We start from the raw sequence: 25,370 nt of genomic DNA, 5'->3' as shown, positions 1-25,370 counted from the left end.
TTTAAATCCCGCCCCCGGAGCGAACATCCCCAAGGTTGATACTCATCTTGAGCTAGTCAATTTTGACTAGATCGTAGTGCTCGTCGTGGCGTCGATGCGATCAGGTCTCGACACAAACGCCCGAGGCGGCCATGCAGTCAGTGATGACGACGCCTGCCTCCTCACGCTCACTTGAAGCCGACCGCGTCGCCGCCGCCGCCATGACCCTGGTCACAAACGTCGGCCTGCGCGGCCTGACGCTGCGAGACCTGGCCCAAGCCGTGGGCAAGAGCACGACCGTCATCGTCAACCTGTTCGGCGCCAAGGCGGGGTTGATCGAGGCGATCGCCTTCAGAGCCTTCGAGCAGGACAAGGCCTACCACGAGTCATTCTTCGCCGGCGTCGACGCCCTGGCGCTCAGTCGAGACAGCCTGCTGGCCCTTACCGCCCGCTATCTGAGGGAACGCGCCGCGCCCTCGGCCGACTTCGCTCGGGTGTGGGAGGAGCTGCTGGTCAGCCCCGATCCGGCCGCCTTCCTGCCTCCCCTGCTGCGACGCTGGGATCTGATGCGGCGCAACGCCTGGACGGCCTTCCTGTCGCGTCGCCCCGGCCTGGAATCGTTCGGCGAGGCGATCTCCACCTATCTGATCATCGAGCAGTTTTACGTCGGCGCCCTGGGCGGTCGCTCCGACTATGAGGTGATCGCGGCCGAGGGGTTGGGCGGCCTGATCGACCGGGCCTTCAGCCGCCCCGACGATCCGGCCTCGGCGACCGAAAGCTATGTCGATCGGATGGTGATTCCCAAGGCGCCGGGGGACGGACTGGAACCCGGCTCCATCAAGCGCCGCCTGCTGGACGTCGCCGCGGACCAGATCCTGAGCAAGGGCGTCGGGGTCGTCACCAACCGATCTGTCAGCACGGAGATCGGCACTTCGACCTCCACCATCGCCTACTACTGGGCGGATATGCGGCGGTTCGTGATCGACGCGATCTGGCACGCCGTCTTCCGCGAGATGCCCCGCTACCTCGACTACCGCCATCCGCTGGGCGCCGGCCCCCCGGACGTGCAGCGATGGGGCGAGATGATGGCCCTTACCCTGGAGACGCCTCCGGGCGGCGAGCGCGGCTTCTACGTCAAATACGCCCGGCTGATCGCCCAGGTCTGCCTGCAGGCCCGCCGGGATCCCTCCTTCCAAGAGCTGGCGATGATCCTGCGCGGGCCCGAAGGCGGCGGCAACTACATCAACCGCGACGAGCTATGGCCGCCTCAGTTCGACCTGACGCGCCGCGCGGCGACCCGTTTCGCCTTATGGATCAAGGGCGCGGCCATCATGGCGGCGGCGACGGGCGATGCGCCGGACGCGGCGCGCCTGCGAGCCGCCGCTGCGACCTTGGTCACGCAACACGATTAATTCGAACAAACGTTCCTATCCGGAACTTTTTCTCTGTTGCAGACTCGACGGCAACACTTCAAATAAGCGTCACCAAAGCATCACGACCATCCCCTACAGCGGAGACGTTATCGAACAGTTGTTTTTTCAATCCGGTCGCGCGGCATCATAGACGGTCGATCATCTCGACCTTTGTCGCCGCGCCACGGCCTGAAAACAACAGCTGCTCGCGGCCCTCCCCAACTCTCCAGCCCGAGCGACTGGATCGCCCGCGCTGCCCGATGGATCGACACATGAACCGTCTTCTCTTCGGCGCTTCCAGCGCCGCACTGCTCCTGGCGGCGGCCGCGCCCGCGGCGGCCGAGGTCACGACCGAGCCGCAGGCCACCTCCGTTCAGGACGTCATCGTCACCGCCCAGCGCCGCGAGGAATCCGCGCAGAAGGTCGGCCTGGCCCTGACGGTCGTGTCCGGCGAGGATCTGGACAAGCGCAACATCCAGACGGTCAATGACCTGGAAAACGCCGTTCCCAGCATGGAAGTCGACAGCCAACTGGGCGGCGGCCAGCCCCAGTTCCGCATCCGCGGCGTCGGCCTGACGGACTACGCCGCCAACAACACTTCGACGGTCGGCGTCTATATCGACGAAGTCGCCTATCCCTACGGCGTGATGACCCAGGGCCAGCTATTCGACATCGCCCGCATCGAAGTCCTGCGCGGGCCGCAGGGCACCTTGTACGGCCGCAACACCACAGGCGGCGCAGTCAGCATCATCACCGGCGCACCGACCGACTATGTCGCTGCCGGTTTCAACGCCAGCTACGGCAGCTATGACGCCGCCAAGTTCGAAGGCTTTGTGTCGGGTCCGGTCGCCGGAACCCTGAGCGCCCGCCTGGCCGTCGCGGCCGAGACCGGCGGCGGCTGGCAATACCACCGCGACACGGGCGAAACCCTGGGCGACAAGGACACCAAGGCCCTGCGCCTGCGCCTGAACTGGCGCCCCAGCGACCAGACCGACCTCGACCTGAACGTCCACTACAGCCAGGACAAGTCGGACGGCCGGGGCCTGCGCCTGATCACCACCCCTTTCACGTCGGGCGGCGGCAAAGTCTATCCGGTCGACACGGCCCACCGGATCACCGGCTGGGGCATCTCCCCCTACTTCGCCCAGCTGATCGGCGTCTCGCCCAACGCCAAGCCGTTCCGCGATAACGAAGGCAAGGGCGTCAGCCTGCGCCTGAACCACGACCTGGGCTGGGCCACCCTGACCGCCGTCGCCGCCTATGAAGCCTTCGACCGCAAGGAGTTCAACGACTGGGACGCCACGGCCTCGAACGAAGCCGGCACCTACTTCTTCAACGACATCGAGACGATCTCGCAGGAAGTGCGCCTGGCCTCGAACGGCGACGGTCGCCTGCAATGGCTGGCCGGTCTCTATCACGCGACCGAAGACATTGACGGCGGTTTCTATTCGGACTTCTCGGAAGCGAAGAACCTCGCCTTCTGGATGAGCACCACCTACGGCCAGAAGGTCCAGACGACGGGCGCCTTCGCCAATGTGGACTACCGCCTGACGGATCGCCTGACCCTGATCGGCGGCCTGCGCTACGAGGACGAGACTCGTGAACTGAACGACTTCAAGACCGAGGTTCTGGCTCCGGTCCCGCGCGTCAACGCCACCGCTTCCAAAGCCCAGAGCATGGGCGAATGGACCGGCAAGATCGGCGCCGAGTACGCCTTCAGCGACAGCGTTCTGGCCTACGCCAACGTCTCGCGCGGGGTGAAATCCGGCGGGTTCACCACCTACAACAGCGGACTGCCCGATCAGTTGGAACCGTTCAAATTCGAGGAACTGATCGCCTATGAAACGGGCGTCAAGGCCAGCCTGTTCGACAACCGGCTCCAGGCGAACGCGGCGATCTACTACTACGACTACCGCGACCAGCAACTTCAGGGCGTGCTTTACACCCAGACCGGGCGCGTCGGCCGCATGATCAACGTGCCGAAATCTCACATCCAGGGCGCCGAGCTGGAACTGCGCTGGCAGCCCCTCGACAACCTGACCATCACCCAGGCGGTCGGCTACAAATACGGGGAGTATGACGAGTTCTTCTTCGTCAACGCCTCAGCCACCGAAGCCGCCAAGGATCCGGTGACGGGCGAGTACAACACCATCATCTACAGCGACCGCGCGGGCGAGCGCCTGCCCTTCCCGCGCTTCGACTACAAGGGTTCGATCGCCTATGAGCACCAGATCGGCGACTGGGGCGTCGAGGCGGAAACCAACTACGCCTACCGCAGCGAGAAGTTCAGCACCTCGTCCAACTCTATCATCGGCGACTACTGGCTGATGAACGCCAACCTGACGTTCCGTCCGATGAACGGCGGCTACGCCTTCGGCCTCTTCGTCAACAATCTGACGAACGCCTATTCGGAAGAGTCGCGCAACCGCTTCATCTCGGCGTCCACCGGCTCGCCCAACGCCCCGCGCACCTGGGGCGCCCGCGTAAGCTATCGCTACTGATCCCGCCTGCGAGGCTTCGGGCCAGCCCCGGAGCCTCGCTCCCTTTTCATTCGAAGAGAGAGATGCGCCCATGTCGATGATCCGGAAGCTGTTCCGTTCGACCGTACTGGCACTCGGCCTTCTGGCGGCCGCCCCCAGCCTGGCCCAGCAGGCGACCGACGCCCGTTTCACCATCGCCGTGATCCCCGACACTCAGAACTATGTCGATCACACGCGCCAGCGGGCGGCCGGCTTTCCGTTCGACGCGCGGGACATGATGACGGAGCAGTTCCGCTTCATCGCCGACAACGCCGCCTCGCGCGGCGGCGACATCGTCTTCGCCACCGGCGTAGGCGACGTGTGGCAGCATCCCATCATCGACATCGACCCGGACCACGCCGCGCGCGGCTTCAGTCCCCGCGCCCTGCCCTCCGGCATGGGCCCGGCGAAATGGGCGTCGGGCGTGCGCGAGGTGGAGATTCCCGCCTCCATCGCCGCCTATCGCCTGCTGGACGGCGCCCTGCCCTTCTCGGCCGTGCCCGGCAACCACGACTATGACGCCCAGTGGTGGGAAGAGTCCTGGCCGCGCGACCTGACCGCGCCCGAAGGCGACCTGCGCCGCCTGGGCATGATCCATGTCGGCGGGCTGACCGAATGGGTCCGCGTCTTCGGCGCCGCCTCTGCCTTCTTCAAGGATCGCCCCTGGTACGTCGGATCGCACGAAGGCGGCGCCGACAGCGCCCAGGTGTTCGAGGCCGGCGGCTACCGTTTCCTGCACATCGGCCTGCAGTTCGCCCCCTCCGACGCCAGTCTGAAATGGGCCGAGACCGTCATCCACGCCCACCCCGGCCTGCCGACCCTGATCAGCACCCACGACTTCCTGGACAAGACGGGACAGCGCCGCGCCCATCCGGTCGTGGACATCAACGCCCTCGACCCCTTCGACAACAGCGCCCAGGGCGTGTGGGACAAGCTGATCAGCCGGAATCCGCAGATCTTCATGGTCCTGAGCGGGCATCACAACGGCCAGGCCTTCCGCAGCGATCCGAACCGCCAGGGCGGCGCCGTCTATCAACTGCTGTCCGACTATCAGGACCGCAACCGCGCCGCCGTCGACGCCGGGCTGGATGCGGCCAAGGCGCCGGGCCTGGGCGACGGCTGGCTGCGGCTGATGGCCTTCGACATGACGGGCGAGGTTCCGACCGTGCGCGTCCGCACCTATTCGACCCACTTCAAACGCTACGCCTCGGACGAGCCGAACTACGCTCGCTGGTACAAGCAAAACGAGCAGCCCCAGATGACGGATCAGGAATTCCTGGCCCAGGACGAGTTCACCATCCGCCTGGACGACTTCCGCGCCCGCTTCGGACCTGGCCTCGGCGCCGTCGCTCAAGAATAAGCGCCATGAACCATCCACTGCCTCGCCTGGATCGCCGCGCCCTTCTGGGCGGCCTGGTCGCCGCGCCCGCCGTACTGCATTTCGGTCGGGCCCAGGCAGGCGGCGCCTATGCCTTCCCCCTGGGCGTCGCCAGCGGCGATCCCGCCCCGGACGGCTTCGTCATCTGGACCCGACTGGCCGTCGATCCGGTCGCGCCCGACGGTATGGGCGGCATGGGCGAGGCGGTTCCGGTACGCTGGGACATCGCCGCCGACGAAAGCTTCCGCACCCTGGTCGCCTCGGGCGGTACAATCGCCGAGCCGTCCGACGCCCACAGCATCCATGTCGAGGTTCAGGGCCTGCGCCCCGGCCGCCCCTACTGGTACCGTTTCACCGCCCTGGGCCAGCAAAGCCCCGTCGGCCGCGCCTGCACCACGCCCGCGCCGAACGCCGCCGTCGAGACCTTGCGCCTCGCCGTCGCCTCCTGCTCGAACTGGGAGGTCGGCTATTTCAGCGCCTACGGCCACATGGCCGACGAGGCGCCGGACCTGACCCTTTTCCTCGGCGACTACATCTACGAGTACACGCGCGGCGCCGACCGCGCGCACGAGGTCGTCCGCCCCTACGGCCTGGAAGAGGCCACGACCCTGGCGGGCTATCGCAACCGCTACGCCCTGCATCGCACCGACGCCGATCTACAGCGCCTGCACGCCGCCGCCCCCTGCCTGGCCGTGTGGGACGATCACGAGATTCAGGACGACTATTCCGGCGTGTGGTCCAAGACGCCAGGCATCACGCCTGACGCCTTCCTGCGTCGCCGCGCAGCCGGCTATCAGGCCTTCTACGAAGCCATGCCGATCCGCCGCACGCGGCTGGACGCCCGACTGCAGATGCCGATCCACCGACGCATCCGTTACGGCCGCTTGGCCGAATTCCACATGCTGGACGGCCGCCAGCACCGCTCGCGCCAGCCCTGCAGCAACGGCCCAGGCGGCGGCAAAGGTCAGATCGTCACCGATACGACCTGCCTGGATCGGCTCGACCCATCCCGCACCTTCCTGGGTTTTGAACAGGAACGCTGGCTCTACGACGGATTGGCGCGATCCGAGGCGCGCTGGAACATCCTGGGCCAGAACCTGGTGCTGGCCGGGCTTCGGTTTGGCGATGGCGGCCCAGACACCCGCTACTGGACAGACACCTGGGACGGCTTCCCCGCCGCGCGCGACCGCCTGACACAAGCCCTGGCGGCGCTGAAGCCCGCCAACCCGGTCGTCCTCAGCGGCGATTACCACTCCTTCTGGACCAATGACGTGAGGTTGGACAGCGCCGACCCGTCATCAGCCGTGGTCGCCACCGAATTTGTCGGCACATCCATCACCTCGACCGGACCCAGCTACGACGGCCTGATGTCCGCCATGCCGAACAATCCCCAGGTGAAGTTCTTCGACAGCCGCGTTCGGGGCTATATGGCCATCGACGTCACGCCGGAGCGGATGACCACGCGCTATCGCAGCATCAGCGACGTGCGAGATCCCCACGCCTCCGTGTCCACGCTCAACACCTGGATGGTCGAGAACGGCCGCCCCGGCACCCGGCCTGCCTGAACCGTCGCGCCCCTGCTCGGAGTTTCCATGCGTCACCCTGCCCGCGCCGTCGGCGTCGCCGCCCTTCTGTTCAGCCTGACGGCCTGCGCCGCGACGCCGATCCCGACCTTCTGGGAAGGCTTCCGCGACCACCCCCACGGCTATCTGGCCAAGGAGGGCGCGCCCGACGCCTCCGCCTTCCTGCCCCCGCCGCCCGAGGCCGGTTCGTTGCGGCAACAGGCGGACGTCGAGACCTATCGCGCCACCCGCGCTCTGGAAGGCTCCGATCGCTGGCGTCGGGCGGCCGCCGACAACGAGATCGAAACCCCGTCCGCGCCCCGCATCTTTGACGAAGCCCTGGGCGTCGCGTTCGAGCCGCAGCGCCTGCCGACCCTGACCCTGCTGCTGGGAAAGATGCTGGGCGATCTGGAGACCATCCAGACCCCGGCGAAACAGGGCTATTTCCGCCCACGCCCCTTCGTCGCCGAACCCGCCGTGACCTGTTTCCCGCCCGAGCCGTGGCTGGCGCGTAGCGGCTCCTATCCGTCAGGCCATGCCGCCATGGGCTGGGCCTGGGCCCTGGTGCTGTCGGAAATGGCGCCTGATCGCGCCGACGCCATCCTGGCGCGCGGCCTGGCCTATGGCGAAAGCCGGGCCCTCTGCGGCGTCCACTACGCCAGCGACGTCGAAGCCGGCCGCCTTGTCGGCGCCGCCATGGTCGCCCGCCTGAAAGCCGATCCGGCCTTCCAGCGCGACTTCGCTTCCGCCCGTCGTGAACTTCAGAGCCTCAGAGAAGAAACCATAGCTCGCTAACCCAACAAGGCCGTCCAAACTGCACCGTGAGTACGAACATCCGATAGATGCGCTGGACCAGGTCGATCTCCTCGACCGGGCGGGGGCGAGGAGCGCCCGGTCATTCAGCAAGCTCTTGCTCTCGCCGCGCAGGCGCCCGTATTCGAGGCGTATTGACAACAACTCCAAGCCGATATTCTAGCCGTTCGTTCCTGTATAAAGGCCCAGTTCAGAACACCCTGCCGCGGCGATTCTGACTTTCCTGAACCGTGAATCTGACATCAACTGGCGCCCATGATTGCCGCGTAACGGCGGCGTTCGAAAGGCGGAGTTCCACCTTCCTTTAAATCCGCGAGGCGCGGCGCCAGACCATTCAGCGCGACTTGATCGCCTTTCGCTTGAGCGATCTCGGCCAGCGCCAAGTCCAACATCACGCCCCAGGACGGGTCGCCGACCAGTTCCCCCACCCGCGCGCGATCGACCTGGGTCAGAAGCTGCTCCGCTTCCCCGTACCGCCGATCCAGCACCAAACACTCCCCGAGATAGAACCGAATGACGTGGGTCAGGGGATAGTCATCGCCGAACCCTTCGCGAGAGGCGCGATAGGCCTGATCGAGATAGTGCAGACCTCGGCGTCGGTCGTCAGTCCGGCACAGAACGGCTCCGAGGTCGTTGAGCCCGACGAGCGTCTGATGCGCATTCGGCCCCTGGCTGATCTCCGCTCCCTTCCAGACCGCTTCAGCAGCACTGGCCGCCTCTGCATAGCGGCCCATCGCAGCCAGGGCTTCGTAGCGGGTCGACTGAAGGCCAAGCGTGTAGCGACTGTTCCAGCCGAACCGATCAGCCATCAACGGCAGCAGGGCGTCGGCCTCGGCCAGGGCCTGGCTCAGCTCGCCCGTCATCAGCCTAGCTTGAGCCACATGTTGACGGGCGATCAGGGTGTTGGCGTGCTCGGCTCCAAGCGCTTGGGTCCATTCGGCCGCCACCCGAAGCGTCAGGGGAAGGGCTTCGGCTGGACGGCCCAGGCGCATCAGCACGACGGCCTGCTGCTGACGAACCAGCAGCACGTCGCGCTCGGATAGCCCCGCCGGCCGGGTTTCGGCGATGGCCAGGGCCCGCGCGAAGGCGGCATTGGAGGCGTCGAGATCTTCGAAGAAGCCGATCACCGCCTCGGCCTGCGCGAGGTGGAAGCCGAGCATGCCCTTGTCGGCGGCCGAGCCCAGACGGCGACGCTCCGCGGCGGCGAGAGTCTTGGCCGCAGCCAGCCCTCCGGGTTGGGCCGACAACGCCTCGGCCCGGGCATGCAGCAACCGGGCGCGGGCCGCCGCGGGCGACTCCTGCAGTCCCGCCCTCTCATAGGCGGCGGCGGCCAGGCGGAACGATCGACGCGCCTCGTCATACTGTCCACGCTGGACGAAGGCGGTGGCCAGCGACAGGTGTAGGCCAGCAGCCACTTCCGGCTGGCGGGCGAAGCGGGCGTCGACGGTGGAGCGCGCACGCAGCGCCGCGGCCGCCAACGTCTCCTCCGCGGCCGAACCGGACAGCGGATTGGCCTGTCCCAGCAGGTCGTCCACCAGGAAGGCGTAGCTGGCCTCGGCCGCCGCCGTCTGGGCCCGGGCCTCGTTCCTCTGGTTGACAGCGACCAGCGCCGCCGTCGAGGTCGCGGCAAGGCCCACGGCGCCGAGCCCGACGGCCAGCCGGATCCATGGGCGCCGAGTGGCGCGCGCATCCTCGCGGCGGCGCTCCGCCTCGCGCCGCTCCGCTTCCGCCTCGGCCTCGGCGCGCGCCTTGCGCCGTTGTTCGAGCGTATCGAGCCGCTCGGCCAGCAGCGCGGCGGACTCCAGCCGTCGGCTCGGATCGCCGGCGGCGGCCAGGGCGATGTCCTCGCGCAGGAGGAGATCGCCCACCTCCCCTTCCCAGCCGGCGGCGAGCGGCCGATCCAGGTCGCCGACGATCATCTGATAGAGGATCAGCCCCAGGGCGTAGATGTCCGCGGCCATGCCCGGCGCGGCGCCCTGCGCCACCTCGGGGGCGCGATAGGCGGCGGTGTCGGAGCGGGTCGAGGCTTCGTCCTCCTTCGGCGGAAAGCCGCCGCCCGAGATGCCGTGCAGGTCCAACGCCGCCTGATCGAGCAGCCAGCCGCTGCCGAAATCGGCGAGACGGACGACGGGATGCCCGTCCGGCGACGTCTCGATCAGCACGTTGGCGGGCTTGAGGTCCTTGTGCAGCACCCCGGCGCCGTGCGCGGCGGCCACGGCGCGCGCCAGGTCGGCGACGACCGCGATCCGGCGATCCAGCGCCATGGCGGTCAGCCCGCCCTCCAGGCCACCTGCCCAGGCGCGCATGTCCCGTCCGGCGTCCGCCGCTTCGATGAAGTAGGGCGGCGCGTCGAAATTCCACTCCAGGATATCGACGCAGGGCCGCCGATCACCCAGCACGTTGCGCATCAGTCGGAACAGCGCGACCTCGCGGCGCAGGCTGCGCAGGCGATCCGGCGCATCGGCGAACTTGAAGATACGCGTCTCGTCCACCTTCTGGTGACGCGCCCGCCAGACGTCGCCCGCGCCGCTGTCGCCCAACGCCTCCTCAAGCACCCACTGCGGACGGCCCGGGACAGGATCCCCCGGTGCGAAGGCGAAGCGCGGCGCCAGCGGCGTCGACAACTGCTCAATCTCAACCGGAACGCCTATGCGGTAGCCGATCCGGGGCAGGGTCTGAACGATGTCGCCTCCCTGCTCGCCTAGAGCCCCGCGGAGTTTGGACACGGCCGTGGTCAGGGAGGCCTCCACCACATGGACCCCAGGCCAGACCGTATCGAAGAGCTCCGCCTTCGTCACAGCCTCGCCGGCGCTGAGCAGCAGTTCGTGCAAGACCTGAAGCGGCTTGCCTTCCAGCTCCACGAGCCGGCCGGCGACTGACAGGCTCCAGGCGGCCTCATCGAACACCGCGTTCGCAAAGCGCCACCTGCGCCGTCTCCGGCGCGGTCCGGAACCGCCTTCTGTCATGAGCCCACCTCGAATGCCCGTTGCGATCCGGCAGCCTACGGGAGCCCGGTCCAGCATGGCAACGCTCGGCGAGCGTCGGCTACGACTTCAGAACTTCTTTAGCCGGGCTTTAGGACCGGGCGGGGCGATCCGGCCAGGCTGGCCTCCTGAAAGCGCGAGAGGCGCGCTCTGTCACGGAGGCCGAGAGGCATGGAGAACCCGCTTTTCCCGAACCGGATCGAACGATCCGCCGCGCTCGGCGCGTTCAAGCGCGCCGGATCCACCGACCTGGACGTGCTGGCGTCCGTCAAGGCCGCGTTGATCCAGACGTCAAGAACGGCAGTCCGGGGCGGATGGGGGCTGATCATCTCGGGCGTCCTCGTCTGCCTCACCATTCTCGGCATACCGGCGGGCATCGCCATGGCCCTGATCGGCTGGTGGGTGATCGCCCGAGCCCAGAAGAACATCAGCCTGGTCGACGACGTCCTGGCGGAGTTCACGGCGGCCCCTCAGCCGGCCTGACGCAACAATTCCGAACAGGAGGAAGAACCATGAAGGGCAAGATTTTGGGCGTCGCAGCCGGGGAGTTGACCGGCGCCATCACGGGCGACGACGGCAAGCGCTATCGCTATGACATCGCCGACTGGCGCGGCGAACGGCCCGCCTCCGTTGGAGCCGGCGTCGATTTCGAGGTCGAGGGCGGCGCGGCGCGCGACGTCTATCCGGCCGTGGGCGCCTTCGCCGGCGTCGGCGCAGGCGCGGCTTCGGTCGAGGCCCTGGCCCGGTCGTCCGGGGGCGAGAAGGTCATCGGCCTGTTCAAGGGAACCTTGGCCTTGCCTCTGGCGATCCTGGTGTTGGTCGCCTTCTTCCTGCCGGCCCTGTCTTCGCCGGCGCTGACGGTTTCCCAGCCGGGGCTGGACAAGGTCACGACCGCAGCGGGGTTGAACCTGGAGCAGGCCGAGCACGGCCGGCGCCGCCTGGCCGACCTGGAGCGCGACCTCGCCCGCTTCAAGACCGAAGCCGCGCGCGGCGGTTCCGGCGCCCCGGACAGCGTCTACGGCTATGGCAACGTCGGCGACCGCATCGCATCGCTGGAGGAGCAACGCGCCGAAATCCGCAAGGGCCTGGGCGCGGTGAATTTCCTGAAGACGGTGGACACCGCTCTGATCCTGCGCTTCGCCGCCGTGCTCGCAGCCCTGTGGCTGATCTGGCAGGCCTGGGCGGGCGCGGCGCTGCGCCCCTGGGAACTGGCGACGGGCGCCGCCGCCATCCTCGCGGGCGGCCTGACCTTCCTGTTGCGGTCCGCGATCCTGGGCCTGTTCTCGGCCATGAACCCGCTCGGCGAAGCCGCCGCCGCCCGGGCGGAAGCGCTCATCTCGGTCGAGATCGGGCCGTGGCTTCTGCTCGCCGCGGGCGCGGGCCTGATCGCCTCCGGCCTGGGCCTGGTCCGCAATCCCCTTGGACGAACCTGACTCTGAAAGGAACCGCCATGCGCATCCGTCTCCTTGACGGCGCCCCAGCCGGCGAGGCGTCCTCGATATCGTCCACGACAGGAGAAAAAAGCATGCACGCCAAGGCCGCTCCGCAAACGCCGGAGCTCGATCCCGCCCGCCGAGAGGGCGACACCGTGGGCGTGCTCGCCGGCGATGCGCTCCGGTTCGCCGCGAGTTTTCTCGACTCGATCGAGAGCGATGCCGCCGAAGCGCGCAGGACGTTGGCAGAGGAGGCCAAGGTGTGCCGCAAGATGGCCGAGGCGGTCGCTCAAGCGCCCCTGCGCAACTCGTCCCGGGTTCTAACCCCGACTGATCTTGGCGGGCGCTTCTTCACCCTCACCGAGCGCATGTGGCCCAACGCCGAGGTCGCCGGCTATCTCCTTGGGCATGTGGCGGAGCTGATGCAGGCGCTCCCCGCGGCCGACGGCGCGCTGAAGAACCGCCTGCTTCGGGACGCTCAGCAGCTCCGGCGCGTGCAGCGACTGCTGAAGATCGCTCCCAACGCCCAGCTGGGCCCACGCCTGAGCGAACTTATGCCTCTGCTTCAGAAGCTCGAACTTCCGGTGCAGGGCGAAAAGCCCTTTCCTCCGATGCTCATCGACGGCGTGACCGCGGACCCGGTTTTCCATGTCGCCGCCCAGGACGCCTATCGCATGGTGGTCGGTCGCGAACTGGATGATCTGCCCCCCATGGCGGGCGCGGTGTGGTCCGGCAAGCTGGCCCTCGCCTGGCCGCAGACGCGCAACGAAGGCTGGCCCCTGACCCCGGTGGACGCCGCGCGGCTGGCGAACGCCGTGCGCTGCCCGCGTGAGCCGTGGAGCCGATCGCCCGGCATGCCTGGGGACTGGACTGACCTGAAACCCGAGGCGGCGGCCGAGGTACTGCGCCTGATCGGCGCGCACCACCGCGTCGGCTCGGCGCGCGCGCCCTTCCCGCTGGCCGGCTTCTGCGATCGGGTCCGAACCCTGGCGCTGCGCTGCCACGGCGGCGTGATGCTGATCGAGACCCAAGGCCGGGTCAGCGGCGGCGCGACCGGAATCGCCTCGTTCGTACTGACCGAGAACAAGGTTCTGGCCGTCGACGGAACCTCGGCCTGGATCCACGAGCTGAACGAAGCCGTCGGCCCGCACCTTCAGGACGAGGGCGCGCGGTTGGACTACATACGGCTCTTCATGAACTGCGTTCGCCATGAGGGGGAGAGATTCCAGCCGACGGAATCCTTCGAGGACTTGGCGGACCGGGCGGCGGACGCCGCCCTCTTGCGCGACCTCTGCACGGGCCACGCCCGCGCCATAGAGCCAGCCGGTTTCGACGCCGAGGGCCGCTGGCTGTTCCTGCTGGTGGTCTGTCACCGGCAAGGGTTCTTCGCGACCGGCTTGGCCCTGGCCCCGGACGGCTTCGTTGAGATGATCGACGACACCTTGCTGGCCGACGGCGTCCCTGTGCTGAGCGAACGCATGGACGGCTTTTTCGTCATTCTGGAACCGAAGGAAGCGATCTCATGAGCTTGATCCCGATCGATAGTGAGCTAACCCTGCCCGACAGCATCGACGAGCCGGGCCTGATTGTCGGCTGGTCCCTTGAGCGTTGGCACCGACGCCAGCCGATCGGCTTCAAGTTCGGAGCCGCCGCGGCCGCCGCCCCGGCGGCGGCTGTGGTCGCGCCTATCCTGATGGAACGCGAGGGGCACCTGATGACCATCGCCCCAACCGGCGCCGGCAAGGGCACCGGCTGCATCGTCCCGGCCCTGCTGCGCTTCGACGGACCGGTCATCGTCGTCGATCCCAAGGGCGAGAACGCCCTGATGACCGTACGCCGTCGGCGCGAACTCGGGCAGGAGGTGGCGGTCATCGACCCCATGGGCGTGACCGGCCTGCCCTCCGCCTCATTGAACCCGCTCGACATCCTGGACCCGGAGAGCTCGACGCTCGTCGATGACGCCATGGCCATGGTCTCGGCCCTGGCCAATCCTGATGTCGAGACAGACGCCAGCGACGGCGGTTATTGGCGCGAACGCGGGGCGACGTTCGTCCTCGGCGTGGTGCTGCACGTGATGAGCGACCTCCCGCCCGCCAGCCGCTGCCTGGAGACCGTGCGCACCCTGGTCAACCAGGCGGTCGGCGAGATCGGACTCTACAGCGCCGCGACCGAACGCCGGGACGCTGTCAGCAGTCTGGGCGGCACCGTGCTGGCGGCGCTGGAGGCCTCGCGCAACGCCGAGGCGCGCGACATCGGCCGGATGCTCCGGATCGGCGCGGTCTCGACCCTCGGCGGGATTCTCTCCTTCTCCCAGAATCTCGTCGACATCGCGCGTTCGGGAATGATCGCCCCCTCGCTGAGAACAACCAGCTTCGACCTCGGCGCGGTGCAGCGCGGCGATCCGCTGTCGATCTATCTGGTGCTGCCGCCGCACATGCTCGAAAGCCACGGCCGGTTGTTGCGGCTGTGGGTGCACACCTTGATGACGCTGATCTCAGGCCGCAGCGGCCGGCCGCCGAAATCGACGCTGTTCATCCTTGACGAGGCCGCCCAGCTCGGGGCGTTCGACGACCTGCGGCGGGCCATCACCCTCATGCGCGGCTACGGCCTGCAGACCTGGAGTTTCTGGCAGGATTCAAGCCAGTTGCAGAATCTCTACCCGCGGGATTGGCAGACCATGGTCAACAACTGCCGCGCCGTGCAGTGCTTCGGAGCCAACACCATGCTGGCGGCCGAGTCGATGGCGCGCCTGGTCGGCTTCGGCTCGCCCGAGCAGTTGCTGGACCTCGAGGACGATGAGATTCTGCTGCAGTTGTCCGGAGATATGCCGGTGATCGCCCGACTGCCGAACTACCGGGCCGACCCGGTGTTCGCCGGCCTGTATGATGTCAATCCTTTCCACGATCCGTCTCGTCCGGTGCAGAGGTCCAAGCCGGTTCTGCGCGTGTTCGAGCGTTCACTGCCGGTCGTCGAACCCGACACGCCGGCGGAAGTCCTAGCGCGCCTCAGGGCCAGATCAACCTCCAGCTGATCGCCCGCTTCCGGGTCGTCGCTCTCAGGCTTGGCCGCCCCAATCCAGCAGCGCCCGATCGATGGCCGCCGAAGACTTGTCGATGTAGGGTGCCTGGGCTTCCAGCGGGCCGACGCATAGCCGACGCAGCTCGCCCAGCAGCATCTGCGCCCTCGTCAGCCTATCCCGATTGCGGTCTTGCGCCCCCAGTTGGGTCGCCAGATCCGCAAAGGCATGCGCCGTCTTGAACCACAGGCCCAGGTTCCGATCCCGGTCGAGATGCGCGACGGCGAATTCCAAGGCTGGGAACGCCTTGCGCGCATGTCGATCCGCCTCCGGACCGGCCCCTTCCAGCACGGCCTGGTCCAAGTGCGACAAGCCCAGCGCCCGCATGGCGAGTAACCGTCCCTCCTCGTTTCCCAGCCCGGCGAAGCCGTCGACCGCCGCCTGGGCGTCGCGGATCGCTCGGTCCAGCACCTCACGCCGCCGATCCTGCGGTTTGAGAGGCGCGAGGTCTCGCCGGACGTTCGACGCGGTGAGGGCTGCCGACGCCCGCGCCATCGGGTCCGCCGTCTCAGCCAGGCTTTCGGCGAGTTGGGCCGCCTCCTCCAGCCGGATTCGCGCGAGGTCGGGGCGAGCGCCCTCCGCGAAATTTAGAAGGGCGATCGCCATGTTGGCCCGCGCCTCGTTCGACAGAGGATCGTTGCCCAGGTCGGGGTCGTTCACCAACTGTCGATAAGTCTCGATCGCCCGTTCCGTGAGAGCGTCTCGCTTCGGCCCGAAAGGCTTGGTCGAGGCCTCCAGCACAAAGCGGTTCGCCTGGATTTCCCGCACGACCGCCCTGACCCGCGGCGCCTTGCCCACCTCGGGACCAAGCGCTTCGCACCACCTCTCAATCTGCCCAATCGCATCCTGCCGCGAAGAAGTCACCGCACGGGCGCGAGCGCTCCAGGCCTGGGCGAGACGCAGGGCGGCGTCGGATCGCACGGCGGCAACCTGCGCCTGGGCATAAAGCGCCTCGAGATCCCGGATCGTCCGATCCAGGCGTTCGAGGGCGTCGTCCGAAGGTTCGCGGCCGAATTGCAAGATGGTCGCAACGGCCTGATCCAGTTGCGCCAGGGGCGTGCCTGGCGTCGCCGCGGACACGGCAGGGGGCGTCATGCCGCGCAACTGCATCCAGGTTCCGATCCGCGCGACCAGTCTGCGGGTTTCGGCGACGACTTCGGCCTCCCCGTCCGCCCCCATGCGGTCGATGAACCCCTGGATGTCCGCGATCAGCAGCGGCGGATGCTCCGGCGGGATCGCTTCGACCTGATGGAGCGCCTCGACCTGAACCGCCCAGTAGCCGAGCTCCGCCCGATCCGCCAGCCGCGGCGCCTCGAGAATGGACAGGCTCTGGGCCGCCAGCTTGAAGCCGTCGCGCGCCTCGATCAGGCGTCGCCGCCCCTGTTCGCCCCCCACGAGCATGCCCAGCAGGTAGGCGGCGTGCGCCCGTGCAGCCACCGACTTCGCCCACTGCAGAGGCGCCTCGCGCTGCAATTCCGGGGTGATCAAGATGTCATAGGTCAGGAGCGCGGCGTTCAGCCCCGAAACCCCGACGACGGAGCCGTCCTCGTAGAGGTTCAGGAGCATATCCGCAGCGGCTCGGCGCTTGAAGACCTCGTGACGCGCGCCCCCGTCCAACGGAAGCGCGACCGCTTCAAGCCGAGCCAGGGCTGTGATGTTGCCGCGACGCGCCAAGTCCGCGAGTGCTTCCAGCGCGGCGTAGGCCCGATCCTCGGTGTCTGCGGCGCGCAGAGCCTCCTCGTGTCGCCGCAGATCCTCGCCGGTCGCAATCCGGCGCGCGACGGCGAGCGCCTGGAGCAAGCCGCCGATGACCAGAACATCCAGCGCCATGCGCAAAACGAAGGCGACCCACCCGCCGGTCGGAAGCACGGCCTGGACGCCGGACGGATTGTCGTAGCCCAGCACCTCGACATTGCCGACGATCGGCAGGGCCTCCAGAGCTTCGGAAGCGACGTAGGTCACATACTCCAGGACGCCGATCCCCGAGCCGGCGTTGAAGAAGTGCAAACCCGTCAATCTCCAGACCAGAAGGCTGCCCAGCATGAAGACCGCCGACAGGGCGACGAGGAGTTCGTTGTTGTAGTCCTCGCTCCCGGGCGCCCGCCGCCGATCCGGATCCAGGCCGGCGGCTCGATCCTCCTCGTCCCAGGCCCAGCGCCGGAACACGGCGAGCACGGCGATCAACCCCAGAACCAACACCGGCGCGCCGATCAGCGGCGGCAACAGCGCCCCGAACACGCCGGCCCCCAGCAGCACGACCAACAGACGTCCCCAGCGGCGCGCTCGCCCTTCCTCATCCAGCCCGACCCACCGCGCGACGGCAAGCGCCAGCGCGCGATCCAGCCACTGAAAACCCGGCCTGAACCAGACCAGTCCGCGCTCGAACGCCGGATGCAGTCCCCGGATCAGAACGGCGGTCACGATCAGGAATAGCAGAGCGCCCGTCAAAGCGACGCCGAACTGAAGCAGGGAGACGCGGAACTCGGACATCGGATTCTCCGCAGTGAACAGCCAAGGTAGAACCAATCGACAGGGGTCGTCACGCGTTCCGCGTGATGACGAGCACCTCGGCCATGTCCCGGACCAGCGCGCTCGCGGTCTGTTGAGTGAGGCCGTCGACCAGGACGATCGGACGGCTGTCCGAGCGCAGGCGCAAGCACGCCTGATAGCTGACGGCGATCTGGGCGTTCTTGAGGTCCACGACAGCGGCCCCCGTCCGGCCTCCCGTCGCGGCGTCCGGATGGGTCACGACGAACTCCGCGATGTCGGCGGCTGCATAGGCGCAGCCATCGACCACGACGCCGGATGCGTTGACCAGAATGTCCTTGGGTTTGCGGCCTTCGTTCTCCCGCCTCCATCGCGCCCTAAGTTTTCGACTTTGCACGATCCAGGCGATCCCCAGCCCGATGAAGGCGATCCCGACCACGAACAGCAGCAACAGGACGCCGACGCATATCGCTCCTACGCCCAACATCATGATCTGCTCGGCGGCCTTGTCTCCCGGATAGGGAGCCGGCGCCACGCTGAACAGGATGTCGTCGTCCCGATCTCGGCGATTGTAGTGTGATCCCACGATTTTCCCCCGTGTCCCTGTCTCTAGGTTTGCGGCCAGACCGCACTCCGCCATCCCCCCAAGTGGCTAGAGCGGTTATCGTCCCGAAAGGTCGCCCCAGTCTTCGCGCTCGCTGCGGGGTATTTGTCCGGTCGGGCAATGGGTGTGGCGGTCGCCGTGTTCGTCTGTGAACGTCGTGCGGCTGGAGACCGTAATGACCATGTCCGCACCCCGGAAGCGGTAGCGATCGCCGCCTAGCGCCTCGACGCCCTGGACGCGCCAGCCGCCATCGAACGACGCCACCCGCGCCTCGTCCAAATACATCAGCACGCCGGTTGGATCAGCGGCCGCTTCGGCGCAAGTGACGCCAATGGCGTAGTAGCCCTTCTCGATCGGCGGGAAGACCGCGGCGCCCTCCGCTGGCGCGTGCGCGCCTCCGGCGGCGCGTCCCTCCGGCGTCAAGGCGCACACCCGGCCCTCGTCGGAGGCGCCGCCATCAATGTAGGAGCGACCGTTCCAGCGCTGGAAATCCACGCACCCGGTCTCCTCGCCGCTGGCGATCTCGATATCCGGCCAGGCGATGCCGGGGCGGGGATGGAACCCGTAGTTGGCGAACCGCGCCTGAAACGCGATCAGCGACGCCCATCCTCCGCTCGTACGATGAAGGACCGTGACGAAATGCTGGTTCATGCCCCAGCACTGGTCGCCGTCAGCCTTCACAACGGCCTCCAACTGGCCGTCGTCGTTCAGATCCCGGACTTTCTCGATCTCGGCCCATACGTCCTCGCAGAGAGTCTCGGCGTCGTCGGGATCCCGCCAGGTCCAGCGGCTGTCGGCTTGCGGGTTGAAGAACCCCGCCGCGCGCATGACGGAGGCCCGCTCCTGCGCCGACAAGCCCGGCCCCGGTCTGATCTGCGAATCCGCTTCGAGCCTCGGAGCCGCTTGCCAACTCACCGCCCTCCCTTCGGGCGATGAGGTCGTCTCATCGTTGTCGTTCGCGACCGATGGCGAGTTGCAAGCGGCGAGCGAAAGCAGGGTCGCCAGCAGAGCGCGGGCGCCCCGAGACATCCTTGAAACGGGTCGATCGAAGCCGCCGATGGCGCTCTTCGCCGGTCTCGAGGCGCTTAAGGAATCGAATGGGTCAGTTGGTTTTGTCATGCCGGCGCCTTCCGCTTCAAAGCGAAGACAGGCATAGGCGCGCGCTCCGCGAAGTCTTGACGCTGTCCTCAAGATTTTCTGAAGCGTTGAGCTTTGCGTCTTCAGGCGCGTGCTCCGCCGGGGCCCAGTCGAGCACCTCACCCAAGCAATACGAGATGTTCAGCAAAAGGACGTCGTTCACGTGGCGCGTTGACGTACCCGTCTGGTGGGGAGCAGGAGGCCAACGCTATTCGGAGCGCATCGGAAATCTACGCAAATTCCGCCATTGTTGACGCCCTCCCCTTCCCGCTACCCCTCGCTGGAAACGGGGGAAGCAAGATGAAAACTCAGATCCTGGCTCGCGTGGGCCGCCTGGCCGTCGGCGTATCCGCAGGCGCATTGATGCTGGCCGCACCCGCCCTGGCCCAGAACGCGCCGACGCCCGGCGACATCGACCAGGCCTTGGCCCAGCCCGTGTCCTTCCCGTCAGACGCTTCCGCGATGACCGCTCAATGCGACGCCGGCTTGGCTCGGATCGCCGCCCAACGCGCCGAGCTGGAAGGTGAAACCGGCCCCGCCGCCGTGGAAGGCACGTTCCGTCGCTATGACAACCTGATCCTGACCGCCTTTTCGCTGTCCAACGACGCCATGCTGATCGGCAACGCCCATGTGGACGGCGCCGTGCGCCAGGCAGGGCTGATCTGCGCCCAACGCGTCGGCGACGCGACGTCGTCGATCAACCTGTCGCGCCCCATCTATGACCGGCTGAGCGCCGTCGACGCTGCGAGCGATCCCCAGGCCGCCTTCTATCTTCAACGGACGCTGCGCGCCTATCGCGACGCCGGCGTCGATCGCGACGAAGCGACCCGCGCCGAAATCCTGCGGCTGCAGGAAGGGATTACGAGCGCCACGCTCGCCTTCCAGGACAACATCAACAAGGCCCGGGCTGAGGTCACGGTCCGCCCTGAGGAGCTGGAGGGCCTGCCCGCCGACTATATCGCCAACCATCCGGTCGGCGACGACGGCCTGATCCGCATCTCCACCGAATACCCCGACCTGGCGCCGGTGATGATGTACGCTCGCGACGAAACGGTTCGCCGTCGGCTGTCTGAAGCCTATCAGAACCGGGCGCCTGAGAACGCCGAAATCCTGGCTCGCATGCTGTCATTGCGCTACGAACTGGCGACCTTGCTGGGACGCCGGGACTTCGCCGAGTTGGCCACCGCCGACAAGATGATCGGATCGCCGGAGAAGGCGCGCGCTTTCCTGACCGATCTGGATCAGGCGACCCTGGCTCCCGCCCGGCGCGACTACACTCGGATGGCCGCGCGGCTGAACACCGACAAGCTGATGGGCTGGAACGTCCAGTACGTCCAGCAACTGCTCCGCAAGGAAGACTACGCCGTCGATCCGCAGGAGGTCCGGCGCTACTTCGCCTACGACAATGTGCGCGGCGGCGTCTTCCAACTGACCGAAGACCTGTTCGGCGTCAAAATCCGTCCCTGGGACACGCCGGTCTGGGCGGACGACGTCGAGGCGTACGAAGTCCTCGAGGGCGATCAGGTGATCGGCCGCTTCTATCTGGACAATCATCCGCGCGAGGGGAAGTACAGCCACGCCGCCGTGGCCCCCGTCCGGGTCGGGCTGGAAGGCCGCGCCCTGCCCGTCGCCGTCCTGCTGGCGAACTTCCCTGCCGGAGATCACGCCACAGGCCTGATGGAGCACCGCGACGTCGAGACCTTCCTGCACGAGTTCGGGCACCTGCTTCACGTCATGTTCTCCGGCAAGGGCCGGTGGGCGCTCCACAGCCCCTTTCTGGGCATGGAGCTGGATTTCGCGGAAGCGCCATCGCAGATGCTGGAGAACTGGGTCTGGGACTATGAAACCCTCCGCCAATTCGCCGTCGATGCGGACGGCAAGCCTATCCCCGAGGGCCTGGTCGCACGGATGAACCGCGCGCGAGGCTTCGCCGAGGCGTTCGGAGACCGGTCCCAGATGGGCTACGCCGCAATGTCTCTGGGGCTGCACACAGGGGCCCCGGCTGCAGACCTCGGCCGCGCCGCGCGCGAGGCCAACAACCGTTACGCTCTGGCGCTTCAGCCCGAGACCGTTCACCCCGAGAACAACTTCGGCCACCTGACGGACTATTCGGCGCTCTACTACACCTACCTCTGGTCCAAGACGATCTCGACCGACCTGTTCACCGTCTTCGAAGCTGACGGCTTGCGTGACCCGCAGACGGCTCGCCGCTATCGGGAGCGCGTTCTGGCGCCGGGCTCGTCACGGCCGGCGGCCCAGCTGGTGGAAGACTTCCTCGGCCGCCCCGCCAATCTCGACGCCTATCGGGCGCGCCTCGCCCGCGAGCCCTGATCCAGGTCTTCAGGCTGCGCGCCCTGATCCAAGGCGCGCAGCGCCGCGGCGCCCGTCCGATCGTGATTGGACATGCCTTCGGCGATGAAGCGATCAAGGCATTCGAACAGGGCCGGTTGCAGGGTGGTCCGTCGATGGCTTCGATCGATATCGACGAACCCCTGTTCCTGGGCGTCGAGCAGAAGCTGGCGAACATGCGTACGAGACACGGCGAAACGCGCGCCCAGGCTCGACAGCGACAAGGGGATCGTCGCCGATCCTTCGTCGATCGACGCCTTGACCATCTCCAGCAGCACCAGAATTCCGGAGTCGCGACCAAGGAAGAGCATGATGCCGGGGTTCTGCAGAAGGACCATGGCCGACTCCATGAAGATGCCTGTCGCAATCCCGCGCTGAACCTGCTGGAATTGGCGGTTCCGCGCCAGCGGCAAACGATAGTCCGCCTCGCCGAACAGGCAGGCGAGCGGCGCGTAGTGAGCCGTCAGCCAGTTCTGATCATGGTCCAGCATCCGCTCCGTCGGCCGGAGCAGACGCACGCGCCCGTCGACCGGCGACGGCCGGCTCTCAAGGTATCCGATCTGGACCAGGCGGCCGAGAATGTGATCGATCCGCCGCGGGCTGGTCAGGCCGAACATCGCCAAGGCCGCCTTGAGATTGCCGACTGTGGGCCAGGTCGCGCGGTCCTCCTCGCGATGTCCTGCTTCCAGGCAGATGGCGACGGCGAAGACCACCATCCGCGCCGCCGCCATCAGGAGCTTGTTGTGGAACGGGTCGTCTCCATATAGCGCCAGGACCTCTCGGATGTAGGTCCGCCTCGCCTGCGGGAAATCCGGGTGAGCCCGGATGGATTCAGCCGTCCGATAGGAGACGTCGAAGCCAGGATCATAGGTCTTTCCTGTCCAGCCCTGATCCACTGCGCCCTCCCAAGAACACTTCGCCCCAACGCTCGATGGCGAAACTCAGTTTGTCGAGCAAAAATTGCCACTTGGGATCCACTGATGAGAGCCCGTAGAGGCCGGTCGAAGCGATCGACACAGCTGGCTGTTCAAGCATAGTAGCCAGGCGTGCTCGGCGATGGCCGACGTCACCCGATTGAAGGCGGCTCGCGACATCGGGGCGTCGGCATCGTAGCGCGACGGCAAAATGTAGCGCGAGTTCCCGGCGCAGGTCTTCAGCGCCATCAGGATATCCGGCATCAAAGTCGAGAGGCATGGGCCCAGAGTCGGCTGGGCAACGGCCGGCGATACCGTCAGAGGCGACGGTATCACAAAAAAGAGACCCTCCGAAAGGCTTCGAAGGGTCTTGTATAAATTCACTTTTAGGTCAGTGGTTTATGGGCGATTTCGAAAGCTTCCGAAAGGCCTGAATCATTCCCACTCGATTGTTCGGGGTCATATTAACCAACTGAATTCATTTCCAAAAATATTTTTGCGTTCGAGTAATACCGGCCCAGGACCCGTCAGAAATCTACGCTGCTGATATCGTTGAGGAATTCCCGCCGACCTTCGCAAGCCATCTATCGACTACTATCGGCTCTTTGCGCGCTGTTCCATCTCTGACGCCCGAACTCAGATTGCGGCGAAAATACCGTCAACGTCGGCGGAATCCGGCGGCTACGCGAACAGGCAAGGTCTGGCCACATCAGAAATCCTCCAACTATCGTGCCGCTCGCCGACAGCACAATCTACGAAACGGAGAAACGCGGTGACTTTCCTCGCCGCTTCAATCTCACGCCGCGTTGCGTGGTGTGGGACCTAGTTTCACGCATCGCTTGCGCAGCTCCACATCGGAGATGCCGAGCTCGGGCGCCACCTTGGATACCGCGCGTTCCGAGATCATGTCATAAAGCTGCTGCCGGGTGAGAACATGCCGCATCGGCAAACCTCCTGCTGGAATTCTTAAGCCACACGCGCTAAATGACTATCTACATGGTCAGGAGCGTGACATGGACGCGATCAATCTAGCGGACGCCAAAGCTCATCTGAGTGAGCTGGTCGACCGGGTCGAGGCGGGCGATTCGATCGACATCACCCGTCGCGGCAAGCCGGTCGCACGGCTTACCGCCGTGGCCAGGCCGCGCCAGCCGATCGATGCCGCACTGCTGCAGTCGCTGACGGCAGCGATGCCGCCCCAATCTCAGAGTGCCGCCGATCTCGTGCGGTCGATGCGGGATGGCGACCGCTACTGATGCTCTATCTCGACACGTCGCTGATCGTCGCGGCGCTCTCCAATGAAGCGATGACGCCGCGCGTTCAAGCCTGGCTGGCGGAACAGGACCCGACGCAACTCCTGATCAGCGACTGGACTGTCACCGAGATGTCCTCGGCCATGGCAATCAAGCTGCGGACCCGACAGATCAGCCTCGAGCAACGCGCGGCGGCAATGGCCATGTTCAACAAGCTCGTCGCCGAGAGCTTCACTGTGCTGCTCGTGACGGGCGGGCAATTCCGGGCGGCGGCGAAGTTTGCCGATCAGCATGCTCTTGGCCTTCGTGCTGGTGACGCGCTGCATCTCGCCATCGCCTCGGAGCATGGCGCCACGGTGCATACGCTCGACCAGCGGCTCGCGGACGCCGGACCTGCGCTCGGCGTGCCGGCGCAGTTGCTGGCATGATCCGGGCTTCTTCCATTTCGGCCGGCGCTCGGGAGCCACCATGGCCGGTGACTGGTCCGACGAGCAGAACGACGCAATCGTGGCGGATTATTTCGCGATGCTTGGCGATGACATCGCCGGGCGGCCTTACAGCAAGGCTGAGCACAACCGCTTGCTGCAGGCCGTGATCGATCGGCGCCGCGGTTCGATCGAATACAAGCATCAGAACATCAGCGCTGTGCTCAAGGGGCTCGGTGAGGATTGGATCCCAGGTTACAAGCCGGCCTTCAATTTCCAGGCCTCGCTCGTCGACGCAGTAGTGCGCTGGCTCGAGCGCGATCCGGATTGGCTCGTACCGGTCGCACGGATGGCGACAGGTCCGTCACCGTCAGCGCTTCGGGAGAAAGCGATACTGTGGATCGGCCCGCCGCCGACACACAGCAATGCGCCGCCGCCCGACGAACTCGAGCAGATGACCTTCATCGCCCGGAAGTACGATGTGGCCGAGCGCGATGCCCGCAATCGCGCGCTAGGTCGTGCGGGCGAAGAGCGTGTCCTCGCCCACGAGCGCGCCAACCTACTCGCCGCCGGCCGGACCAATCTCGTTGAGCGCATCCGCTGGGTATCGCATCTCGATGGCGATGGCGCCGGCTATGACATCCTGAGCTTCGACACTGACGGCCGCGATCGGCTGATCGAGGTGAAGACGACCAATGGCTGGGAGCGCACGCCGTTTCACATCACGCGCAATGAGTTGGCCGTTGCCGAGGAGCGCCGCGGTGAGTGGCGGCTGGTGCGGTTGTGGAATTTCGCGCGAGAGCCGAAGGCGTTCGAGCTGCGTCCGCCGCTGGAAGCGCATGTGTCGCTGATTGCGACCAGCTATCAGGCGAACTTCTTATAGTAGACTGCTAGCAGAGCGATAGCTTTTTGAAAGACTTGGTCAGGAATGTGGACCTCATTGACGGCGAAACGGCCGGAATTGGGCCGCAAGCGGACTGGCGGCTTATAGGCGCTGCGACCTTGAAATCCGACAATCAACTGCCATCCGACGGGATCCCTCCTG

The 25,370-nt window shown here is 66.7% G+C and carries 19 protein-coding genes and 1 pseudogene; 14 read left to right on the top strand and 6 right to left on the bottom strand.

From position 1 onward, the window contains the following. Positions 1 to 131 precede the first annotated feature (131 nt). The 5 genes from AC3A3G_RS03345 to AC3A3G_RS03325 all read left to right on the top strand — a co-directional run bounded on the left by AC3A3G_RS03345 (position 132) and on the right by AC3A3G_RS03325 (position 7,645). Positions 132 to 1,391, top strand: a complete 1,260-nt coding sequence (locus tag AC3A3G_RS03345) for a TetR/AcrR family transcriptional regulator (protein WP_487487538.1) — start codon at positions 132 to 134, stop codon at positions 1,389 to 1,391. A 272-nt stretch (positions 1,392 to 1,663) separates the two neighbouring features. Continuing rightward, positions 1,664 to 3,892 (top strand): TonB-dependent receptor, encoded by a 2,229-nt coding sequence (locus AC3A3G_RS03340; RefSeq protein WP_487487537.1) that lies wholly within the window; start codon positions 1,664 to 1,666, stop codon positions 3,890 to 3,892. Positions 3,893 to 3,962: 70 nt separating this feature from the next. Further along, entirely contained in the window at positions 3,963 to 5,270 is a 1,308-nt protein-coding gene (locus tag AC3A3G_RS03335) for a metallophosphoesterase family protein (protein ID WP_200216034.1), read from the top strand. Positions 5,271 to 5,275: 5 nt separating this feature from the next. Beyond that, entirely contained in the window at positions 5,276 to 6,853 is a 1,578-nt protein-coding gene (locus AC3A3G_RS03330; protein ID WP_487487536.1) for an alkaline phosphatase D family protein, read from the top strand. Between the two features lie 27 nt (positions 6,854 to 6,880). Beyond that, positions 6,881 to 7,645 carry an acid phosphatase gene (locus AC3A3G_RS03325; protein WP_487487535.1) on the top strand — a complete coding sequence of 255 codons (765 nt, stop codon included), beginning with the start codon at positions 6,881 to 6,883 and terminating at the stop codon, positions 7,643 to 7,645. Positions 7,646 to 7,905: 260 nt separating this feature from the next. On the opposite strand, the gene AC3A3G_RS03320 is transcribed toward AC3A3G_RS03325, so the two are convergent. After that, the gene (locus AC3A3G_RS03320) at positions 7,906 to 10,569 is read right to left on the bottom strand and encodes a protein kinase domain-containing protein (protein ID WP_200167354.1); all 2,664 of its coding nucleotides are present in this window, start codon (positions 10,567 to 10,569) and stop codon (positions 7,906 to 7,908) included. Positions 10,570 to 10,818: 249 nt separating this feature from the next. Between AC3A3G_RS03320 and AC3A3G_RS03315 the strand changes: the two genes are divergently transcribed. From AC3A3G_RS03315 to AC3A3G_RS03300, 4 genes are all read left to right on the top strand, one after another. Then, a complete protein-coding gene (locus AC3A3G_RS03315; RefSeq protein ID WP_200167353.1) occupies positions 10,819 to 11,130 on the top strand; it encodes a hypothetical protein in 312 nt (103 codons plus the stop codon). Positions 11,131 to 11,159: 29 nt separating this feature from the next. Next, positions 11,160 to 12,080, top strand: a complete 921-nt coding sequence (locus AC3A3G_RS03310; RefSeq protein ID WP_200167351.1) for a hypothetical protein — start codon at positions 11,160 to 11,162, stop codon at positions 12,078 to 12,080. 92 nt (positions 12,081 to 12,172) lie between these two features. Beyond that, positions 12,173 to 13,606, top strand: coding sequence for a hypothetical protein (locus AC3A3G_RS03305; protein WP_200167349.1), 1,434 nt, complete (start codon positions 12,173 to 12,175; stop codon positions 13,604 to 13,606). Continuing rightward, positions 13,603 to 15,111, top strand: a complete 1,509-nt coding sequence (locus tag AC3A3G_RS03300) for a type IV secretory system conjugative DNA transfer family protein (protein WP_200167347.1) — start codon at positions 13,603 to 13,605, stop codon at positions 15,109 to 15,111. Before AC3A3G_RS03305 ends, AC3A3G_RS03300 begins: the two co-directional genes overlap by 4 nt. 24 nt (positions 15,112 to 15,135) lie before the next feature. Here the strand turns inward: AC3A3G_RS03300 and AC3A3G_RS03295 are convergent, their stop codons facing one another. The 3 genes from AC3A3G_RS03295 to AC3A3G_RS03285 form a co-directional block, all read right to left on the bottom strand. Further along, entirely contained in the window at positions 15,136 to 17,646 is a 2,511-nt protein-coding gene (locus AC3A3G_RS03295) for a hypothetical protein (protein ID WP_200216040.1), read from the bottom strand. Between the two features lie 49 nt (positions 17,647 to 17,695). Next, positions 17,696 to 18,229 (bottom strand): hypothetical protein, encoded by a 534-nt coding sequence (locus AC3A3G_RS03290; RefSeq protein WP_200167343.1) that lies wholly within the window; start codon positions 18,227 to 18,229, stop codon positions 17,696 to 17,698. A gap of 75 nt (positions 18,230 to 18,304) precedes the next feature. Then, the gene (locus tag AC3A3G_RS03285) at positions 18,305 to 19,075 is read right to left on the bottom strand and encodes a hypothetical protein (protein ID WP_487487534.1); all 771 of its coding nucleotides are present in this window, start codon (positions 19,073 to 19,075) and stop codon (positions 18,305 to 18,307) included. A 609-nt stretch (positions 19,076 to 19,684) separates the two neighbouring features. On the opposite strand from AC3A3G_RS03285, the gene AC3A3G_RS03280 reads away from it, so the two are divergent. Further along, complete coding sequence (locus AC3A3G_RS03280; RefSeq protein ID WP_487487533.1) at positions 19,685 to 21,715, top strand: M3 family metallopeptidase; 2,031 nt, start codon at positions 19,685 to 19,687, stop codon at positions 21,713 to 21,715. Here AC3A3G_RS03280 and AC3A3G_RS03275 read toward each other — a convergent pair. Then, the gene (locus AC3A3G_RS03275; protein WP_487487532.1) at positions 21,685 to 22,350 is read right to left on the bottom strand and encodes a hypothetical protein; all 666 of its coding nucleotides are present in this window, start codon (positions 22,348 to 22,350) and stop codon (positions 21,685 to 21,687) included. The two genes, AC3A3G_RS03280 and AC3A3G_RS03275, sit on opposite strands and share 31 nt — an antisense overlap. A gap of 1,026 nt (positions 22,351 to 23,376) precedes the next feature. Here AC3A3G_RS03275 and AC3A3G_RS03270 point away from each other — a divergent pair. Beyond that, positions 23,377 to 23,427: pseudogene (locus AC3A3G_RS03270) on the top strand (hypothetical protein); the annotation flags it as partial. Between the two features lie 16 nt (positions 23,428 to 23,443). Here AC3A3G_RS03270 and AC3A3G_RS03265 read toward each other — a convergent pair. Beyond that, complete coding sequence (locus AC3A3G_RS03265) at positions 23,444 to 23,590, bottom strand: hypothetical protein (RefSeq protein WP_289648010.1); 147 nt, start codon at positions 23,588 to 23,590, stop codon at positions 23,444 to 23,446. A gap of 70 nt (positions 23,591 to 23,660) precedes the next feature. Here AC3A3G_RS03265 and AC3A3G_RS03260 point away from each other — a divergent pair, with 70 nt between their 5' ends. The 3 genes from AC3A3G_RS03260 to AC3A3G_RS03250 are packed head-to-tail and all read left to right on the top strand — an operon-like array spanning position 23,661 to position 25,208. Further along, a complete protein-coding gene (locus AC3A3G_RS03260) occupies positions 23,661 to 23,903 on the top strand; it encodes a type II toxin-antitoxin system Phd/YefM family antitoxin (RefSeq protein WP_289648009.1) in 243 nt (80 codons plus the stop codon). Continuing rightward, the gene (locus AC3A3G_RS03255; RefSeq protein WP_289648008.1) at positions 23,903 to 24,328 is read left to right on the top strand and encodes a type II toxin-antitoxin system VapC family toxin; all 426 of its coding nucleotides are present in this window, start codon (positions 23,903 to 23,905) and stop codon (positions 24,326 to 24,328) included. Before AC3A3G_RS03260 ends, AC3A3G_RS03255 begins: the two co-directional genes overlap by 1 nt. Positions 24,329 to 24,368: 40 nt before the next feature. Further along, complete coding sequence (locus tag AC3A3G_RS03250) at positions 24,369 to 25,208, top strand: protein NO VEIN domain-containing protein (protein ID WP_289648007.1); 840 nt, start codon at positions 24,369 to 24,371, stop codon at positions 25,206 to 25,208. Positions 25,209 to 25,370 lie beyond the last annotated feature (162 nt).

The sequence above is a fragment of the Brevundimonas sp. Soil_N_31 genome (assembly GCF_057655995.1).
This window is presented reverse-complemented; position numbering and strand designations above follow the sequence as displayed.

Coding starts and splice junctions, on each gene's coding strand:
- AC3A3G_RS03315 (WP_200167353.1), top strand. CDS start 10,819: ATGGAGAACCCGCTTTTCCCGAACCGGATCGAACGATCCGCCGCGCTC.
- AC3A3G_RS03275 (WP_487487532.1), bottom strand. CDS start 22,350: ATGTTCGGCCTGACCAGCCCGCGGCGGATCGATCACATTCTCGGCCGC.
- AC3A3G_RS03255 (WP_289648008.1), top strand. CDS start 23,903: ATGCTCTATCTCGACACGTCGCTGATCGTCGCGGCGCTCTCCAATGAA.
- AC3A3G_RS03325 (WP_487487535.1), top strand. CDS start 6,881: ATGCGTCACCCTGCCCGCGCCGTCGGCGTCGCCGCCCTTCTGTTCAGC.
- AC3A3G_RS03305 (WP_200167349.1), top strand. CDS start 12,173: ATGCACGCCAAGGCCGCTCCGCAAACGCCGGAGCTCGATCCCGCCCGC.
- AC3A3G_RS03300 (WP_200167347.1), top strand. CDS start 13,603: ATGAGCTTGATCCCGATCGATAGTGAGCTAACCCTGCCCGACAGCATC.
- AC3A3G_RS03340 (WP_487487537.1), top strand. CDS start 1,664: ATGAACCGTCTTCTCTTCGGCGCTTCCAGCGCCGCACTGCTCCTGGCG.
- AC3A3G_RS03280 (WP_487487533.1), top strand. CDS start 19,685: ATGAAAACTCAGATCCTGGCTCGCGTGGGCCGCCTGGCCGTCGGCGTA.
- AC3A3G_RS03295 (WP_200216040.1), bottom strand. CDS start 17,646: ATGTCCGAGTTCCGCGTCTCCCTGCTTCAGTTCGGCGTCGCTTTGACG.
- AC3A3G_RS03250 (WP_289648007.1), top strand. CDS start 24,369: ATGGCCGGTGACTGGTCCGACGAGCAGAACGACGCAATCGTGGCGGAT.
- AC3A3G_RS03260 (WP_289648009.1), top strand. CDS start 23,661: ATGGACGCGATCAATCTAGCGGACGCCAAAGCTCATCTGAGTGAGCTG.
- AC3A3G_RS03310 (WP_200167351.1), top strand. CDS start 11,160: ATGAAGGGCAAGATTTTGGGCGTCGCAGCCGGGGAGTTGACCGGCGCC.
- AC3A3G_RS03330 (WP_487487536.1), top strand. CDS start 5,276: ATGAACCATCCACTGCCTCGCCTGGATCGCCGCGCCCTTCTGGGCGGC.
- AC3A3G_RS03285 (WP_487487534.1), bottom strand. CDS start 19,075: ATGCGCGCGGCGGGGTTCTTCAACCCGCAAGCCGACAGCCGCTGGACC.
- AC3A3G_RS03345 (WP_487487538.1), top strand. CDS start 132: ATGCAGTCAGTGATGACGACGCCTGCCTCCTCACGCTCACTTGAAGCC.
- AC3A3G_RS03335 (WP_200216034.1), top strand. CDS start 3,963: ATGTCGATGATCCGGAAGCTGTTCCGTTCGACCGTACTGGCACTCGGC.
- AC3A3G_RS03265 (WP_289648010.1), bottom strand. CDS start 23,590: ATGCGGCATGTTCTCACCCGGCAGCAGCTTTATGACATGATCTCGGAA.